Origin of the sequence: Nocardioides sp. Soil805 (assembly GCF_001429625.1) — a bacterium.
In the GTDB taxonomy this organism is placed as follows: domain Bacteria; phylum Actinomycetota; class Actinomycetes; order Propionibacteriales; family Nocardioidaceae; genus Nocardioides.
Genome location: NZ_LMSU01000001.1, coordinates 457,562 through 474,562 on the forward strand (window position 1 = coordinate 457,562; position 17,001 = coordinate 474,562).

Genomic DNA, 17,001 nt, shown 5'->3' on the forward strand with positions numbered 1-17,001 from the left:
GCCCCCTCACCGGCACCATCCTCCCGATGGGCCACTCCGGGCTGGTTCAGACCACCGGGCCGGCCGCCTCGTAGGCGGCCGCGATCTCCAGCAGACGACGGTCGGCCCCGTGCGGGGCCACCACCTGGATCCCGACCGGCAGCCCCTCGGGGGTGCGACCGGCCGGCAGGGAGATGGCGGGGCACCCGGTCACGCTGATGAAGTACGCCGACCGCATCCAGTCCAGGTAGGTCCCCATGGGCTGGCCGTTGATGTCGGAGGGGAACTCCTGGTCCGACGGGAACGGCGGCACCTGCGACACCGGCAGGACCAGCACGTCGTGCTCGGTGAAGAAGAGGCGCATGGTCTCGGCGAGGGCGGTGCGCTGCGTGTAGGCGCGGGCGACGTCGGCGCCGGACAGGTGCTCGCCCAAGCGGATGTTGTCCGCGAGGGACTGCTTGAAGGCGCCCGGGTGCGCGGCGAGCAGCGGTCCGAGCCGGGCCTGGAAGTGCCAGGCGCGCAGCGTGCGGAAGGTGTCGTCGGCCAGGCCCAGGTCCGGGTGTGCCGCCGACACCTCGGCCCCTGCGCGGGCGAAGGTCCGGCCGGCCTCCTCCACCACGGCGGCGACGCGGTGGTCGACCTCGAAGGCTCCGCCCAGGTCGACGCTCAGGGCCACCCGGAGCCCTCGCAGGTGGCCTGCCACCGGTGGGGCGAAGGCTGCCCCGGGGTCGCCGAGCGCGAGCGGCGCGCGCGGGTCGGGTCCGGCGAGCACGGACAACAGGAGGGCGAGGTCGCCGACGTCGCGAGCCATCGGCCCGGCGACCGAGGTCGACTCCCACTGGTTGTAGAGCGGCCACTCCGGCACCCGGCCGAGCGAGGGACGCATCCCCACCACGCCGCAGAACGACGCGGGGTTGCGCAGCGAGCCGCCCATGTCGGACCCCTCGGCGAGCGGCACCATGCCCGACGCGAGGGCACAGGCGGCTCCCCCGCTGGAGCCGCCGGCCGAGAAGCGGGGGTCGACCGGGTTGAGCGTCGTGCCGAAGACGCGGTTGAAGGTGTGCGAGCCGGCTGCGAACTCCGGCACGTTGGTCCGCCCGATCGTCACCACGCCCGCGCGGCGGACCCGCTCGACCACGAGCTCGTCCTCCTCGGGCACGTGGTCGGCGAAGATCGGCGAGCCGTACGTCGTGCGCCAGCCGGCGACCGCGTGCGTGTCCTTGAAGGCGAACGGGAGCCCGTGCAGCACGCCCACGTCGGCCCCCGAGGCGAGCGCCTCGTCGGCCCGGGCGGCCCCGGCCCGGGCCCGTTCCTCGTCGAGGGAGACGATGGCGTTGAGCTCGGGGTTGCGCTCGGCGATGCGGGCCAGGTGCAGGTCGAGGAGCTCGCGCGCCGAGATCTCGCGGTCGGCGACCGCGGCCGCCATCGTGCGCGCCGTCGAGTCGACCGTGAGGTCGCTCATCGGCGGCGGGCGGCGACCGCGCCGGCGAGGACACCGGCGAGGACGAGGCCGGCTCCCACGGCGACCCCCCTGAGGAAGTCGGCCTGCGGCGACGCGGGTGGGGCCGGGGCGGTGAAGACCTGTCCCGGGGCGGTCCCGGCCCGGACCGGGAGGCCGACGGGGGCCACCTGCGGGGCGGCGGCGGGGGCGGCCCCGGTGAGCACGGCGTCGACACCTGCGAAGAACTCGGCCGCCATCCGGCGCGACACCGAGGCGAGCATCCGCTGTCCCACTCCCCCGACCATGCCGCCCACGACGGCGTCGGCGTCGTACGTCACACGGGTCGTGCCGTCGCCCGCATCGGCGAACGACACGGCGACGTCGGCTCCGATGGTGCCCGAGGCGCCCGCGCCCTGGAGGTCCATCCGCAGGGACCGGTGCTCCTGCAGGTCGTGGAGGCGGCAGGTGCCGGCGTAGGTGCCCTGGATGGCGGCGACGCCCGCCGTGACGGTCATGTCGTAGCCGTGCTCGCCGGTGGCCTCGAGCCGGGAGCAGCCGGGGATGGCCACCACCAGCACGGCAGGGTCCAGCAGGGCGTCCCAGACCCGCTCGACGGGCGCGTGCAGGACGTTCTCGCCCGACATCTTCATGGGGTCTCCTTCGACTGGCGCAGCGCGTGGAGCTCGGACGGGGAGATGGGCATCGCGGTGATCACGAGGCCCTCGGCGTCCTCGATGGCGGCCGCGATCGCCGCGGAGACGGGGATGACACCCGCCTCGCCGGCCCCCTTGATGCCGAGGCGGTTGAGCGGCGACGGCGTCTCGAGGTGGTCGATCTCGATCGTGTCGGGCACCTCGGTGACGTAGGGCATCAGGAAGTCCATGAACGAGGCGTTGAGCAGCTGACCGGAGTCGTCGTAGGCCATCCGCTCGTAGAGCGCACCGCCGACGCCCTGGGCGACACCGCCGTGGATCTGTCCCTCGACGATCATCGGGTTGATGATCCGGCCGCAGTCGTGGACCACGGCGTAGCGCACGATCCTGATCTCCGCGGTGTCGGGATCGGTCTCGACGATCACCGCGTGCATGCCGGAGGCGAAGGTCGCCCGCTGCGGTGAGTAGAAGTCGCGGGCCTCCAGGCCGGGCTCGTCGTCCTCCGCGACCGGCGGCCGGCCCGGGTCGCCGACCGCGAACTGCGTGGCCGCCTTGGACGCCTCGTCGAACGCGTAGCGCAGCGGGTTGGACAGCACCGCCACCGTGCCCAGCGCGAGGGCCGCGTCCGTGCCGCGCACCTGCACGAGGCCGTCGACGATCTCGAGGTCGGCGACGTCCGCCTCGAGCGCCTCCGCCGCGATGCGCAACGCCTTCTCCCTGACCGCCCGGGCGGCGAGCTGGACGGCCGACCCGCTCATCACCGCGGCCCGCGACGCGAAGGTGCCCACGGCGTACGGCATCTTGCGGGTGTCGCCGGACACGACCTCGACGTCCTCGAGCGGGACGCCGAGCTCGTCGGCGACGATCTGGGCGAAGACGGTGGCGTGGCCCTGGCCCTGGGTGGTGAGGCCGATGGCGACCTTGACCTTGCCGGACGTCTCGACGTGGACGTGGGCGCCCTCGTAGGGACCCACCCCGGTGCCCTCGACGTAGCAGGCGAGGCCGATGCCGATCCGGCGTCCCTCGGCGGCCGCCTGCGCCTTGAGCGCCGGGAAGTCGTCCCAGCCGATCAGCGCCTTGAGCTTGTCGAGCGAGGCCGGGTAGTCGCCCGAGTCGTACTCGAGCTCGCGGCCGTCCTGGAAGACCAGGCCGTGGTCGTAGGGGAACTCGTCGGGCTGGATGAAGTTGGTGGCGCGCACGGCCGCCCGGTCGAGACCGAGCTCGGCCGCGATCGCGTCGATCGTCCGCTCCATGACGAAGCAGCCCTGGGGCCGGCCGGCGCCGCGGTAGGGGGTGACCATCACGGTGTTGGTGAACAGCGACTCGAAGCGCACCCGGTAGGCGCCCGGCTTGTAGGGGCCGAGCAGCTGGGTCGCGGTGATGATGGGCACGATCAGCCCGTACGGCGTGTAGGCGCCGTGGTCGTGCCAGAACGTCACGTCGAGGCCCAGCACCCGACCGTCGTCGTCGAAGCCGACCTCGACGTGGTGCACCTGCCCGCGCTCGTGGGCCGACGAGATGAAGTGCTCGCGGCGGTCCTCGGTGAACTTCACCGGCCGGCCCAGTGCCCGCGCCGCCATCGGGACGAGCAGCTCCTCGGGCCACGGGTGGTTGATCTTGACGCCGAACCCGCCGCCCACGTCGGGGGTGATCACGTCGACCTGCGCCAGGTCGAGACCCAGGCGGGCGGCCACGCAGCCCCGGACCCCCGTGGAGGTCTGGGTCGAGGTCCACACCGTCAGCCGGCTGGTGTCGGGGTCCCAGCGGGAGACGACGCCCCGGCCCTCCATCGGCTGGCAGGAGCTGCGCTCGATGGTGAGGTCGAGGGAGAGGGTGTGCGGAGCGGCCGCGATCGCCGCGGGGGCGTCGCCGTTGTGCTGCTCCATCCGGGCGCCGACGTTGCCGGGCACGTCGTCGTGCACGAGGTGCGTCGCGGCACGGGCGGCCTCGATGCCGACCACCGGGGGCAGGAGCTCGTAGCCGACCCGGATGCGGTCGACGGCGTCCTCGGCGACGTAGCGGTCCTCGGCGACCACGAAGGCGATCGCCTCGCCGACGTGGTTGACCTCGTCCCGGGCGAGCGCGAACTGGGTGCGGCCGTGGGTGAGGGCGGGGTGCGGGATGAGCAGCGGCAGGGGGTCGGCCATCACGCCGTCGAGGTCGTCGTAGGTCCAGACGGCGTGCACCCCGTCGAGGTCGAGGACCTCCGAGACGTCGATGTCGAGGATCCGGGCGTGGGCGTGCGGCGACCGGAGGACCGCGGCGTGCAGGGTGCCCGGCCCGACGAGCACGTCGTCGACGTAGCGGCCGCGGCCGCGGAGGAAGCGCTGGTCCTCGACCCGCGGGACCCGCTGGCCGAAGAGCCTGGTGGTCATGGGCGGCCGTCCCGGAGCTCGGCGGCGCGCAGGACCGCGGCGACGATGTTCTGGTAGCCGGTGCAGCGGCACAGGTTGCCGGCGATCATCTCCTGGGCCTCCTCACGGGTCGGGTCGGGGTTGTCGCGCAGGCCGGCGGTGATCGTGGTCAGGAAGCCCGGCGTGCAGAACCCGCACTGGAGGCCGTGGCAGTCGCTGAAGGCCTGCTGGACCGGGCTCAGCGAGTCGTCGGCCCCGGCCAGGCCCTCCACGGTGGTGATCTCCACGTCCTCGGAGGCGACCGCGAGCATGAGGCAGGACCTCGCGGGCGACCCGTCGACGAGCACCGTGCAGGCCCCGCAGACGCCGTGCTCGCAGCCCACGTGGGTGCCGGTGAGGCCGCAGTCGTGCCGCAGCGCGTCGGAGAGGAGCCGGCGGGGCTCGACGGAGATCGTGTGCGGGGCGCCGTTGACGCGCAGGGTGATGTCGTGGCGCACGGCTGCTGGTCGACCGGTCATCGGGTCAGGCTCCTGGAGGCTGCGTCGTCGAGGGCGGCACCCACGACCCGGCGGGTCAGCACCCGGACGAGGTGGGCCCGGTAGTCGGCGGTGGCGTGGACGTCGGCCGTGGGCTCGAGGGAGGCGAGCGCCGCGTCGCCCGGGTCGGCCCCGCGGGCGACGGCGTCGGTGAGGTCGACGACGACCGGGGTGTCGCTGATCGACACGAATCCTGCCCGCACGTCCACGACCTGCTCGCCCTCACGGCGTACGACGACCGCGACGCCGGCCATGGCGTAGTCGCCGTGGCGACGCGCGATCTCCTCGAACGCGACGCCCCCGCCGCTCGGCAGCGCCGGGAAGAACGCCGACGTGGCGACCTCGTCGTGGTGCAGCGAGGTCTCGAGCGGCCCGACGAAGAGGTCGGCGGCACCGATCGTGCGGCGGCCGGCGGGCCCCTCGACGTCGACCGAGCCGCCCAGGAGCCGCAGCACCACCGGCATCTCGGCCGCCGGGTCGGCGTGCACGACGGAGCCGACGGTGGTCCCGCGGTTGCGGATCGTCGGGTGCGCGACGTGCCCCAGCGCCAGGCGCAGGAGGGGCTGGCAGGCGGCCGCGTCGTCGTCGGCGAGGACCCGGGCGTGGCGCGCGAGCGCACCGACCCGCACGCCGTCGGCGTCCACCCGGACCGCGTCCAGGCCGGGGATGCCGCCGAGGTCGACGAGGGCGGACGGCGTCGCGAGCCGCATCGACAGCAGCGGGACCAGCGACTGCCCGCCGGCGAGCACCTTCGCGTCCGGGTCGGCCGCGAGGAGACGCACGGCCTCGGCGACCGTCCCGGGTCGGTGGTACGCGAAGGGAGCCGGCTTCACGGGTGACTACTCCTGGTGGGAGACGGCCCGGTCGACGTGCCCGGTCTCGTCGCCGGAGCGCGCGCTGACCATGTGGTAGAAGACGATGACCAGGATCGTGCCGAGCGCGATGCCCCCGAGCTCGAAGTCGTCGGTGACCTGGAGGGTGACGTTGCCGATGCCGGCGATGAGTCCGGCCGCGAGGCCGACCAGGTTGCGCGGCGCGCCGAAGTCGACGCGGTTCTCCACCCAGATCTTGGCACCGACGAGGCCGATCATCCCGTAGAGCACGACGGTGATCCCGCCCAGCACGCCACCCGGGGTCGCGTTGACGACGGCCCCGAACTTGGGGCAGAGGCCGAGCAGGATGGCGACCGCCGCGGCGACGTAGTAGGCGGCGGTCGAGTAGACCCGGGTGGCGCCCATGACGCCGATGTTCTCGGCGTACGTCGTGGTGGGCGAGCCACCGAAGGCGCTGGCCAGGGCGGTGGCGAGGCCGTCGGCGCCGATCGCCCGCCCCATGTAGGGGTCGAGGTCCTCGCCGGTCATCTGGGCGACCGCCTTGACGTGGCCGGTGTTCTCCGCGACCAGCGCGATGACACCCGGCAGGACGAGCAGCACGAAGGTCAGCGAGAAGCTCGGCGCGTGCACGACGGACACCCCGTCGGCCAGGGTCCCGCTGGGCAGGCCGATCCAGTTCGCGGCCTCCACCCCGGCCCACGAGATCCGGTCGTGCTCGGTGGCCTCGGTGGCACCCCCGAGGACGGACGTGATCGGGCCCAGGACCGCGTCGGCGAGGAACGAGAGCAGGTAGCCGAAGATCAGCGTCAGGAAGACCGCGATGCGCGACCAGAAGCCGGGCAGCATCACCGCCGCGAACACCATGAAGGCTGCGGTGAGCAGGGCGATCCACTGGTCCTGCGGCCAGTAGATGCCGGCCACCACGGGGGCGAGGTTGAAGCCGATCAGCATGACCACGGCCCCGGTCACCGCGGGAGGCAGGATGCGGTGGATCCACCGGGCCCCGGCGACGTGGACCAGCAGTCCGACCAGGGCGAGCACGAGGCCGCCGACCAGGATGGCGCCGGTGACGTCGCTGGAGTCGCCGCCCTGGCCGCGGATCGCCGCGACGCTGGCCACGAACGAGGCACTGGTGCCGAGGTAGCTGGGGACCTTGTTGCTGCAGATCAGCAGGAACATGATCGTGCAGATGCCCGAGAACATGATGGCGAGGTTGGGGTCGAGCCCCATGACCAGCGGGAAGACGAAGGTCGCCCCGAACATGGCCACGACGTGCTGGGCGCCGAGCCCGACCGTCTTGCCCCACGGCAGTCTCTGGTGCGGTGCGACGGCGACTCCCGGCGCCGGGTCCACCACGTCCCACTTGAACATCGACATCTGGGTCCCTCCCTGGCACGTGTCCTGCGGCCCGCGACGACCACGCCGTGTGGCTCCACAAGGTAGTGGCGCCCATCAGACACCCTCACGGGCGAGAAGTGCCGAAGGAACGCCGTCCGGGGTGGCAGACGTTGGTGCCGCGTCAGGGAACGAGGTCGAGGACGCGGAGGGCGAGAGCCGCGTCGAGGCGCAGGTGCGGGTCGCTCGAGAGCGGCCCGAGGAGTCGCTCCAGCTTGCCGACGCGGTAGCGCATGGTGTTGTAGTGGAAGAACTGGAGCCGGGCGGCCTCGGCCACGTTGAAGTTGGTGTCGAGCAGGACCTGCAGCGTCTCGCGCAGGTCGGCGGCCTCCGTCGTCGTGCCCACCAGCGGGCCGAGCACGTCGCTCGCGAACGCCTGCAGCTCGGCCGGGTCCGGCACCAGGGCGATGAGGCGGTGCACACCGAGCTCGTCGAAGTACGTCGTGGAGCCCGGGCCGCGGAGGCGACGGCCGATCTCGACGGACCGCCGAGCCTGGGCGTAGGCGCGCGGCAGGTCGGCCCGTGAGGTCGACTCCCGGCTGACACCGACGGTGAACGAGCGCCGGCCGCCGCCCTTGTCGCCGGTCACGGCGTCGACCACGCGGCGTACGACGTGGTGGCCCCGCGGATCTGCGTCGTCCACCGACAGCAGGCACACCACCTCGGAGGAGAAGTCGGCGAGGGGGCTGGCCGCCGCGACCTCGCGGACCACCTGGCGCCACGCCCGGGCGAAGCGCTCCTGCCACTGCCGGTGCTGCTGGTTGGAGACCGGGCCCTCGTCGGCCGCGGCGGGGTCGATCTCGGCGCAGACCACGACCGCGGGACGGGTGAGGTCCCAGTCGAACGCCTCGAGGTGCTCCTCGACGTACGCCTCGGGCCCCGGCCGCCCGAGGAGCAGGTCGCGCAGGAAGTCGGCCTGGTACTTGTTCTCGACCCCGGTGACCGCGTGCTCGCGCGTGATCAGCAGGGCCGCGATCGCCGCGGCGAGCTCGAGGTCGGCGCTCTCGCCGTCGGTGAACGGCGCCGAGGTCCGGCAGGCCACCAGCCGGGCCAGGTCCGCGCCCTCCGCGACGATCCGCACGACGCGCACCTCCCCCGCACCCAGCGGCGCCGGGGTGGAGGTCGCGCGCTCCACGCGGAAGCGGCCGCTGGGGTCCGTCCAGTCGCCGGCCGCCAGGGCCGCCTCGACGGGCTCGGGCACGGCGCCGTCCCGGACCCGTCCGTCGGTGGAGGTGACGAGCACCCCGGCGTCGAGCACCCGGCCGACCTCGGTGGCCACGCGGCCCGGGTCGCCGCCGTCGACCACGAGGCGGGTGAGCGCGTCGTTCAGCGCGGAGGCGGGTCCCGGCCCGTCAGCGACTATCAAGACTTGCACCTCGTCGTGGGGATCGTTGGCAACACCTCACATCGGCAAACCGTAGTGTCCCCACCTAGCGTGGGCCAGCATGACGGCCGAACTCCCCGTGAGCGCCTCGGCGCGGCTCCGGGACCTCGTCGCCGGGCTCCCCGACTCGACCGTGACCGTGCTGCACCGCGGGGCCCACGCGATCTACCTCGACGTGGAGGGCATCGGCTGCGTCGGCGTCCTCGGCGCGCGCGCCACCGCCGTCCCGAACGGGCTGCGGCTGGCCGCGCCCACGGTGGCGCGCCTGCGGGGCGACGGCGCGGTCGTCCGCGACGGGGTGCTGAGGGTCGACGGGACGGCCCTGCCCGTACGCCGCGCGGTGGACGTCGCGGTGCCCCGGCTCACCGACGCGGGCCGCGCCGCCCCGGTCACGCCGGTGCTGGTGACCGAGCTGGCGGTCACCCCCCAGCAGCCCGAGCGGCTCGTCGGGCGTGGGAGCGGCCTCACCCCCCTCGGCGACGACGTGGTCTGCGGGTGGGTGGCGATGCACCGCGCCGCCGGCCTCCACACCCCCGACCACGACGCACGGGTCCGGGACCTGCTGCCCCGCACCACACGGCTCTCGGCGGCGCTGCTGGAGTGCGCCCTCAGGGGCGAGGTGCTGCCGCAGTTCGCGGCGTACGTCGCCGCCCTCGGCACCCCCGCCGAGGGTGCCGCGACCACCGCTCTCACCGCGGTGGGGCACACCTCGGGCCTCGGCCTGCTGGCCGGCGCCGTCGCCGCGCGCCGGCACCTCCTCGACACCGACGGGTACGCCGCATGAGCCGCCATCACGTCGAGGTGCGCCGGGGCGCCTACGCCGACTCGGTGGCGCTGCTCCAGCTGAGCCGCACCGTCCAGGACATCCCCGGCGTCGAGACCGCCCAGGTGGCCATGGCGACCCCGCTGAACCTCGAGGTGCTCGCCCAGATGGGCTTCGCCGTCCCGTCCGGTGTCACGGCCCAGGAGATGGTGGTCGCGCTGCGGCTCGCGGACGACACCGCCGACGCGGCGATCGCCGACGCCGAGGAGGCCATCACCACGGCCCTCACCAGCCGCACCCCCTCGACGGCCGAGGACGTCGCGTCGCACCGCACGACCGCGACCGCCCTGCGCGGCACGACCGACGGCGTGGTGCTCGTCTCCGTCCCGGGTGCCAGCGCGCTCGTGGAGGCGATGGACGCCGTCGACGCCGGGCGCGACGTCATGGTCTTCAGCGACAACGTGCCCGTGGCCCACGAGGTCGCGCTCAAGCGGGCCGCCGCCGAGCGCGACGTGCTCGTGATGGGACCCGACTGCGGGACCGCGATCGTCGGGGGACTCGGCCTCGGCTTCGCCAACGCGACGACCCCCGGCCCGGTCGGCATCGTCGCCGCCTCCGGGACGGGCTGCCAGCAGCTGCTCTGCCTGCTCGACCATGCCGGCGTCGGGGTCACCCACGCCCTGGGCGTCGGTGGTCGCGACCTGACGGCAGCAGTGGGCGGGATCTCGACCCGGACCGCCCTGGCCCGGCTCGACGCCGACGACTCCGTCGAGCTCATCGTGCTGGTGTCCAAGCCGCCCGCCGCCGACGTCGCCGCCGACATCGAGGCGTACGCCGCCGGGCTCGCCACCCCGGTCGAGCTCGCCTTCCTGGGTCCCGGGCGCCCCGACCTGACGGCCGCGGCCGAGGCGGTGCTGCGCCGGCTGGGCACCGCCGTCCCGACGTGGCCGGCCCACCTCCCCGCCGCCCCACGGCCGTCCGGGGGCGGTCACCTCCGCGGGCTGTTCGTCGGCGGCACCCTGTGCCACGAGGCGATGCTCGTCGCCACGGCCGGGCTCGGGCCGATCCGCAGCAACATCCCGCTCTCCCCCGGGCTCACGCTCGGCCCCGACCTCACCGCCGACGCCCCCACGATGGTCGACTACGGCGACGACGCCCTCACGGCCGGACGGCCGCACCCGATGATCGACCCGACGTTGCGCCTCGAGCACCTCGCCCGGGCCGCGGCCGACGCGTCGACCGGCGTGCTGCTCCTCGACGTGGTCCTCGGACACGGGGCCGAGCCCGACCCGGCGGTCCTCCTCGCCCCGGCGCTGGCGGCGATCACCCAGCCGGTCGTCGTCGCGGTCGTCGGCACGGCCCACGACCCGCAGGACCTCGACCGCCAGGTCCGGGCCCTGGTCGGGGCCGGCGCCGAGGTGCACCTGTCCAACGCGGCCGCCACCCGAAGAGCGGTCGCCCTGACCCTCGGGGAGTCCGCATGACCGCCGCCCCCACCCACGTCGTCGCCGCGGGCGCCGGGATGCTGGCCGACGCCGTGGAGGCCCAGGCCGTGCCGGTCACCCGCATCGACTGGCGCCCCCCGATGGCAGGCACCGAGGACGACCTGGCCACCGTCGCCGCCGACCCCCGCCGCCGGGCGGCCAACGAGCGCGCGCTGGCGGCCGTGCTCGGTGTCTCGGCCACCCTGGTCGACGTCGCACCCGCCTCCGAGGTGCTGGGCCTGGAGCGCGGGCAGTTCCTGCACGCCGGGCCACCCGTCGAGTGGGCCCGCGCGGCCGGCCCGCTCCGGGGGGCGCTGATGGGCGGGGCGGCGTTCGAGGGACTGGTCACCGAACCGGAGGACGCCGTCGCCCTCTTCGAGGACGGGGGCTCGGTGAGCCTCGAGCCCTGCCACCACCGCTCCACCGTCGGGCCGATGGCCGGCGTGGTCACCCCGTCGATGTGGATGTTCGTGCTCGAGGACCCGGCCACCGGCCGGCGGACCCACTGCTCGCTCAACGAGGGTCTCGGCAAGGTGCTGCGGTACGGCGCCTACGGGCCGGACGTGCTCGAGCGGCTGCGCTGGATGTCCGCGGTGCTCGGCCCGCTGCTGCGCACCGCGGTGCGCGCCAGCGAGCCCGTCGACGTGACCGGCATCCTGACCCAGATGCTCCAGATGGGCGACGAGGCCCACAACCGCAACCGCGCCGGCACCCTGATGCTGCTGCGCGACCTCGCTCCGGCGATGGCGGCCAGCGGCGCCGACACCGACGACATCGCCGCGTCGTTGCGCTTCATCGGCGCCAACGACCACTTCTTCCTCAACCTCGGCATGCCGGCGTGCAAGCTCGCGCTCGACGCGGCCCGCGACATCGAGGGCTCGACCATGGTCGTGGCGATGGCCCGCAACGGCACCGACTTCGGCATCCAGGTCTCCGGCACCGGCGACGAGTGGTTCACCGGCCCGGCGCAGGTCGCCGAGGGACTCTTCCTCGGCGACTACGGCCCCGACGACGCCAACCCCGACATCGGCGACTCGGCCATCACCGAGACGGCCGGCATCGGCGGCTTCGCGATGGCGACGGCACCGGCGATCGTGCGGCTCGTCGGCGGCACGGTGCCCGACGCCCTCGCGACCACGCGCCGGATGCACGAGATCACCCTGGGCGCGAACCCGCGCTGGTCCGTGCCGATCCTCGACTTCCAGGGCACCCCCAGCGGCATCGACGTCACCCGCGTCTGCCGCACCGGCATCCTCCCGCAGATCAACACCGGGATGGCCGGCAGGCGGGCCGGCGTCGGCCAGGTGGGAGCCGGCCTCGTCACGCCGCCTGCCGAGATCTTCCCCGCCGCCCTGGCCGGCCTCGCGGCGCGCGTGCCGCGATGACCCGGGCGGTCACCACATCCAGGGCGTGAGGGTGTGCAGCGCCGACAACAGGCGCTCCTGCACAGCCTTGGCGTGCGTCAGGCTAAGGGCCTGGCCCTCGCCACCTGGGCGGGTCCCGGTCAGGGTCGCCCCCAGGACGACCCGCAGTGTGCGCGAGGCGTTCTGGACCCACGCCGCAGGCGGCCCGGACGGACGTGAGGTCCAGCTGTCCTCGACCGGTTGGACCCAGGCGACGGACTCCTCGCTCGTGAGCTCGGGCCGGGTCAGGGTCAGCGCGATCGCGTGGCCGAGGCGTTCGTCCTCGTTGTGGCGCCACACGGCGTCGGACGGCGCGACGAGCCGGCGGCCGGCGAGCTCCAGCATCGAGGCGGGCGCGACCTCCGGGTGGAGCCCGAGGGCGCCGAGCAGGTCGGCACCGTGGGCCACCGCGTGCAGCCAGCCGAGGTCGGGTTCATGGCCACGCAGGTCCGTCTCCGTCGCGTACCACCGGGAGAAGGGCGGCACCCACGCCGGGTCGAAGGTCCCGAAGGACACCAGCACGTCCAGGACCAGGGGCGCGAAGGTGCGCACCCACACGTCGTCGGCCGACATCCGCGCAGCCATCTCGTCGCCGAGCCAGCGGCACAGGTCCCGCGGCAGCACGCCCTTGCTGACCCACGTGGCCACGACCGAGTAGGCGATGTCGTCCCGCTGGACGGGGTCGGGCGAGGCGAGCATGTCGCACAGCTCCTCGAGCATGCCCCGCAGGTCGCCACCGTGCGGGACCTCACAGCCCGTCTCCACCACCACATGCCAGTCCGTCACGCCACAGCCTCTCCAGTCAGGCGGACCGGTGCCCGCGCGGCGACAGCGTGCCGGACCGGGGCCCGGGGCGCGAGGCAATATCCGGCAGTGCCGTGCCGCCCGCGTGCCGCGCGGGCCCGCACCCGGGTCCGGGAGAGGATGGACGCATGCCTCTCGACCCGATCGTCTGCGAGACCGTCGTCCCGGTGACCCCGACCCAGGCGTTCGTGGGCTTCACCGCCCAGATGGGCGAGTGGTGGGACCCCATGCTCAGCCCGGACCCCGCGACGTACTCGAGCATCGAGATCGACCCGCAGGGCGACGTCGCGACCGTGCACGAGGGTGGCGAGCGCTACGTGTGGGGCCGCGTGACGACGTGGGAGCCGTTGGGGCACTACGGCCAGGAGTTCTGGCTCGGGCACGAGCAGGCGCAACCCACCCAGCTCGACGTGACCTTCACCGACGCGGGTCCCGGCACGACGGTGCGCCTCGAGCACGGCGGCTGGGCCGACGGGTCCGAGGAGGTCCGGGCGAGGTACACGCACTGGGACGCCATGCTCGCCCGCTTCGCCGCCCACGTGTCGTGACCGGCGGGCTCGTCGTCCGTCCGGCCCGGGAGTCGGACCTGTCCGCCATGGCCGCACTGACCGGGCTCGCCTACACCGAGGTCGACCGGCGCACCTTCCAGCGCGACTGGGCCGACCCCCGGCCACGCTCGCCCGAGCGCGACGCCGCCTGGGTGCGGCGCAGCGCGCACACCCTGTCCACGGACCCGGACGGCTGCTGGGTGGCCGAGCTCGACGGCGTCGTCGTGGGGTGCGTCCTGTCGCGGATCCGCGAGCTGATGTGGATCCTGTCGTCCTTCGCGGTCGCGCCGGAGGTGCAGGGCCGAGGCGTCGGGACCCAGCTGCTCGCGGCCGCCCTGTCCTACGGGCGCGGGTGCCTGCGCGGGATGTTCTCGGCGAGCGCCGACCCGGCCGCCGTACGCCGCTACCGGCTGGCCGGCTTCGCGCTGCACCCGCAGATGTTCGCCACCGGCACCGTCGACCGCGACGCGCTGCCCCTGGTCGAACGGGTCCGCGAGGGCAGCGCCGGCGACACCGACCTGATGAACTCGGTCGACCGGCAGACGCGGGGAGCCGCGCACCTGTCGGACCACGAGGCGCTGCTGGCGCAGTTCCGGCTGCTCGTGTCCGAGACGTCGTCGAGCCAGGGCTACGCGTACGTCGACGACAACGGCTCGCCCGTCCTGGTGGCGGCGACCACGCGGCGTACCGCCTCGGACCTGGTGTGGGAGGCGTTCGCGTCCTCGGCCCCCGGCTCCACGGTCTCGCTGCGCCACATCACCGCCGCCAACCAGTGGGCGATCGACGTCGGGCTCGCGGCCCGGCTCTCGGTGCACACCAGCGGGTACCTGTGCCTGCGCGGGATGAAGCCGCCGGCGCCGTACGTGCACCACGGGTCCATGCTGTGACGCACGCGTCCTAGCGGGTGTCGGTGCCCGGCTCCAGACGGGCGCCCGGGGCGATCTCCCCGCCGACCCGGCAGTCGCGACCGGCCAGCACCAGGTCCTCGCCACGGGCCAGCCGGGCCGACGGGACGGCGCCCACCCGGGCGTCCGCCAGCACCTCGCAGCGCTCGTCGAGGACCGCCGTCTGGACCTCTGCGCCCGCCCGGACCACGCAGTCCTCCATGAGGACGCTGTCGCGCACCAGGGCGCCCTTCTCCACGACCACGCCGGGGCCGAGCACGCTGCCGACCACCTCGCCGGACACGTCGCAGCCCGGGGAGAGCAGCGAGTCGGAGACCACTCCGCTCGCCCGGACCCGGGCCGCGGGACGGTCCGGCCAGTGCGAGATCACCGGCATGGTGTCGTGGTCGAAGACGTCGACCCGTCCGGCGAGCAGGTCGCGGTGGGACTGGAGGTAGAGGCCGGGCTGGCCGACGTCGCGCCAGTAGCCGGTCATGGGCACGGCCACGGCCCGACCGCTCTCGACGAGCCGCGGCAGGACGTGCTCGCCGAAGTCGCCGAGGCCGCTGTCGTCGCCCTCCTGGTCGCCGGAGAGCTCGGCCCGCAGCTCGCGCAGGGTGCTGAGCAGGACCGCGGTGTCGTAGACGAACACCTCGGTGGCGATGGTCCCCGACGACGGGCTCGACGGCTTGTGCTCGATGCCGGTGATGGTGCCGTCGGCCCGCGCCAGCACGACGACGTTGTCGGAGGCGTCCTTCTTGGTCACCTCCGTGGTGAGCACCGTGGCCACCCGCCCGGCGGCGATGTGGTCGTCGATGACCGGGCCGAGGTCCATGTTGAAGACGTGGTCGGCGCTGCAGACGACCAGCGTGGAGGCCCCGAAGGCCTCCAGGTCGGCGGACATCCGCAGCAGCAGGTCCCCGTTGCCGTGCGCGAAGCCGCTCTCGGTGGCCGGCCCCGTGCCGGTCTGCGGGACGATGCGACGAAAGCCGCCGCGGTTGCGGTCCAGGCTCCACGGGCGACCGCCGGACAGGTACTCGTCGATGGAGGTCACCTGGTACTCGAGCGACACCCACACGTCGACCAGGTCGGCGTGGACCAGGGCCGACAGGGCGAAGTCGACGAGCCGGTGGACGCCGCCGTACGGCAGCGCGGGCTTGGCACGCTCGCGGGTGAGCACGTCCATCCGCCCGCCCTGCCCGCCCGCCTGCACCAGGGCCAGGACCTCGCCTCGTCGCGCCATCGTGATCTCCTCGTGCCGTGGTCCGCCGGCGGTCGTCGCCGGTGTGGTGTGCACACCCTCGCACGCGGGCCGGGACGTCGGTGCGGGCCACCTAGGATGGAGCCATGAGCCTCGTCGACCTCCCGCTCCTCCCCCTCGGCAAGGGCCGCGACCTCGACGCCGAGCGCGGCGTGGAGTGCCCTGGCGACCTGCCGGCCGCGTCCGACCCCGACCTGGTCGCGCGGGCCCGCGCCGCCAAGGCCGCGCTGGGCGAGCGGGTGTTCGTGCTGGGTCACCACTACCAGCGCGACGAGGTCATCGAGTTCGCCGACGTCACCGGCGACTCCTTCAAGCTGGCCCGCGACGCTGCCGGCCGGCCGGACGCCGAGTTCATCGTCTTCTGCGGCGTGCACTTCATGGCCGAGTCCGCCGACATCCTGACCTCCCCGCAGCAGAAGGTCGTGCTGCCGGACCTGGCGGCGGGCTGCTCGATGGCCGACATGGCCCGGCTGGCGCAGGTCGAGGACGCCTGGGACGCGATGGCCGACGCCGGCATCCAGGACAGCGTCGTACCCGTCACCTACATGAACTCCAGCGCCGACATCAAGGCCTTCTGCGGCCGCAACGGCGGTGTGGTCTGCACGTCGTCCAACGCCGACGTCGCCCTGGAGTGGGCGCTCGCCCAGAAGGCCCACCTGGACGACGGAGCCAAGATCCTCTTCCTCCCCGACCAGCACCTCGGCCGCAACACCGCCGTCCTGCAGATGGGGATGTCCCTCGACGACTGCGTCGTGTGGGACCCCCTGCAGCCCGGCGGCGGGCTCAGCGCGGAGGAGCTGCGCGACGCCCGGATGATCCTGTGGAAGGGCCACTGCTCGGTGCACGGGCGCTTCAGCGAGGACGTGGTCGACGAGCTGCGGGTCCAGCACCCCGGCATCAACATCCTGGTCCACCCGGAGTGCAGGCACGAGGTGGTCCTCAAGGCCGACCTGGTGGGCTCGACCGAGTTCATCATCAAGACCATCGAGGCGGCCGAGCCGGGGACCACCTGGGCCATCGGTACCGAGCTCAACCTGGTCAAGCGGCTGGCCGACGCCCACCCGGACAAGACGATCGTCTTCCTCGACCGCAACGTCTGCTACTGCTCGACGATGAACCGCATCGACCTGCCGCACCTCGTGTGGGCTATGGAGTCGCTGGTGGCCGGGCAGGTCGTCAACCAGATCACCGTCGACCCCGACACCGAGCGCGACGCCCTCGTCGCGCTGCAGCGGATGCTGGACCTGCCGGGCAAGTCGCACCGCGACTAGAAGGGCGC

15 protein-coding genes are annotated in these 17,001 nt (G+C 73.9%); 6 read left to right on the plus strand and 9 right to left on the minus strand.

The window, feature by feature from the left end; genetic code table 11:
• Nucleotides 1-46: 46 nt before the first annotated feature.
• The 7 genes from ASG94_RS02310 to ASG94_RS02340 all read right to left on the minus strand — a co-directional run bounded on the left by ASG94_RS02310 (nucleotide 47) and on the right by ASG94_RS02340 (nucleotide 8,557).
• Nucleotides 47-1,441 (minus strand): amidase, encoded by a 1,395-nt coding sequence (locus tag ASG94_RS02310; RefSeq protein WP_056924814.1) that lies wholly within the window; start codon nucleotides 1,439-1,441, stop codon nucleotides 47-49.
• Nucleotides 1,438-2,070, minus strand: coding sequence for an SRPBCC family protein (locus tag ASG94_RS02315; protein WP_056924815.1), 633 nt, complete (start codon nucleotides 2,068-2,070; stop codon nucleotides 1,438-1,440). The genes ASG94_RS02310 and ASG94_RS02315 overlap by 4 nt, the downstream gene beginning before the upstream one ends.
• Complete coding sequence (cutA, locus tag ASG94_RS02320; protein ID WP_056924816.1) at nucleotides 2,067-4,448, minus strand: aerobic carbon-monoxide dehydrogenase large subunit; 2,382 nt, start codon at nucleotides 4,446-4,448, stop codon at nucleotides 2,067-2,069. Before cutA ends, ASG94_RS02315 begins: the two co-directional genes overlap by 4 nt.
• A complete protein-coding gene (locus tag ASG94_RS02325; protein WP_056924817.1) occupies nucleotides 4,445-4,945 on the minus strand; it encodes a (2Fe-2S)-binding protein in 501 nt (166 codons plus the stop codon). The genes cutA and ASG94_RS02325 overlap by 4 nt, the downstream gene beginning before the upstream one ends.
• A complete protein-coding gene (locus ASG94_RS02330) occupies nucleotides 4,942-5,796 on the minus strand; it encodes an FAD binding domain-containing protein (RefSeq protein WP_056924818.1) in 855 nt (284 codons plus the stop codon). The genes ASG94_RS02325 and ASG94_RS02330 overlap by 4 nt, the downstream gene beginning before the upstream one ends.
• 6 nt (nucleotides 5,797-5,802) lie before the next feature.
• Complete coding sequence (locus tag ASG94_RS02335; RefSeq protein ID WP_200958003.1) at nucleotides 5,803-7,173, minus strand: uracil-xanthine permease family protein; 1,371 nt, start codon at nucleotides 7,171-7,173, stop codon at nucleotides 5,803-5,805.
• A 142-nt stretch (nucleotides 7,174-7,315) separates the two neighbouring features.
• Nucleotides 7,316-8,557 (minus strand): PucR family transcriptional regulator, encoded by a 1,242-nt coding sequence (locus ASG94_RS02340; protein WP_156411383.1) that lies wholly within the window; start codon nucleotides 8,555-8,557, stop codon nucleotides 7,316-7,318.
• Nucleotides 8,558-8,636: 79 nt separating this feature from the next.
• Between ASG94_RS02340 and ASG94_RS02345 the strand changes: the two genes are divergently transcribed.
• From ASG94_RS02345 to ASG94_RS02355, 3 genes are read left to right on the plus strand one after another with little or no spacing between them, the layout of a single operon-like run.
• Entirely contained in the window at nucleotides 8,637-9,359 is a 723-nt protein-coding gene (locus tag ASG94_RS02345) for an oxamate carbamoyltransferase subunit AllH family protein (RefSeq protein ID WP_082623880.1), read from the plus strand.
• Nucleotides 9,356-10,822, plus strand: a complete 1,467-nt coding sequence (locus ASG94_RS02350) for an FdrA family protein (RefSeq protein ID WP_056924821.1) — start codon at nucleotides 9,356-9,358, stop codon at nucleotides 10,820-10,822. Before ASG94_RS02345 ends, ASG94_RS02350 begins: the two co-directional genes overlap by 4 nt.
• The gene (locus tag ASG94_RS02355) at nucleotides 10,819-12,207 is read left to right on the plus strand and encodes a DUF1116 domain-containing protein (protein WP_056924822.1); all 1,389 of its coding nucleotides are present in this window, start codon (nucleotides 10,819-10,821) and stop codon (nucleotides 12,205-12,207) included. Before ASG94_RS02350 ends, ASG94_RS02355 begins: the two co-directional genes overlap by 4 nt.
• Before the next feature lie 9 nt (nucleotides 12,208-12,216).
• On the opposite strand, the gene ASG94_RS02360 is transcribed toward ASG94_RS02355, so the two are convergent.
• The gene (locus tag ASG94_RS02360) at nucleotides 12,217-13,011 is read right to left on the minus strand and encodes a DUF2785 domain-containing protein (protein ID WP_082623881.1); all 795 of its coding nucleotides are present in this window, start codon (nucleotides 13,009-13,011) and stop codon (nucleotides 12,217-12,219) included.
• Between the two features lie 146 nt (nucleotides 13,012-13,157).
• Between ASG94_RS02360 and ASG94_RS02365 the strand changes: the two genes are divergently transcribed.
• The gene (locus ASG94_RS02365) at nucleotides 13,158-13,577 is read left to right on the plus strand and encodes an SRPBCC domain-containing protein (protein ID WP_056924824.1); all 420 of its coding nucleotides are present in this window, start codon (nucleotides 13,158-13,160) and stop codon (nucleotides 13,575-13,577) included.
• Nucleotides 13,578-13,624: 47 nt separating this feature from the next.
• Nucleotides 13,625-14,464: a GNAT family N-acetyltransferase gene (locus ASG94_RS02370; protein ID WP_056926234.1), complete on the plus strand. Its 840-nt coding sequence runs from the start codon at nucleotides 13,625-13,627 to the stop codon at nucleotides 14,462-14,464.
• A gap of 10 nt (nucleotides 14,465-14,474) precedes the next feature.
• On the opposite strand, the gene ASG94_RS02375 is transcribed toward ASG94_RS02370, so the two are convergent.
• Nucleotides 14,475-15,704, minus strand: coding sequence for a glucose-1-phosphate adenylyltransferase family protein (locus tag ASG94_RS02375; RefSeq protein ID WP_156411384.1), 1,230 nt, complete (start codon nucleotides 15,702-15,704; stop codon nucleotides 14,475-14,477).
• Nucleotides 15,705-15,808: 104 nt separating this feature from the next.
• On the opposite strand from ASG94_RS02375, the gene nadA reads away from it, so the two are divergent.
• Entirely contained in the window at nucleotides 15,809-16,993 is a 1,185-nt protein-coding gene (gene nadA / locus ASG94_RS02380; RefSeq protein ID WP_056924826.1) for a quinolinate synthase NadA, read from the plus strand.
• The last annotated feature ends 8 nt before the right edge of the window (nucleotides 16,994-17,001 follow it).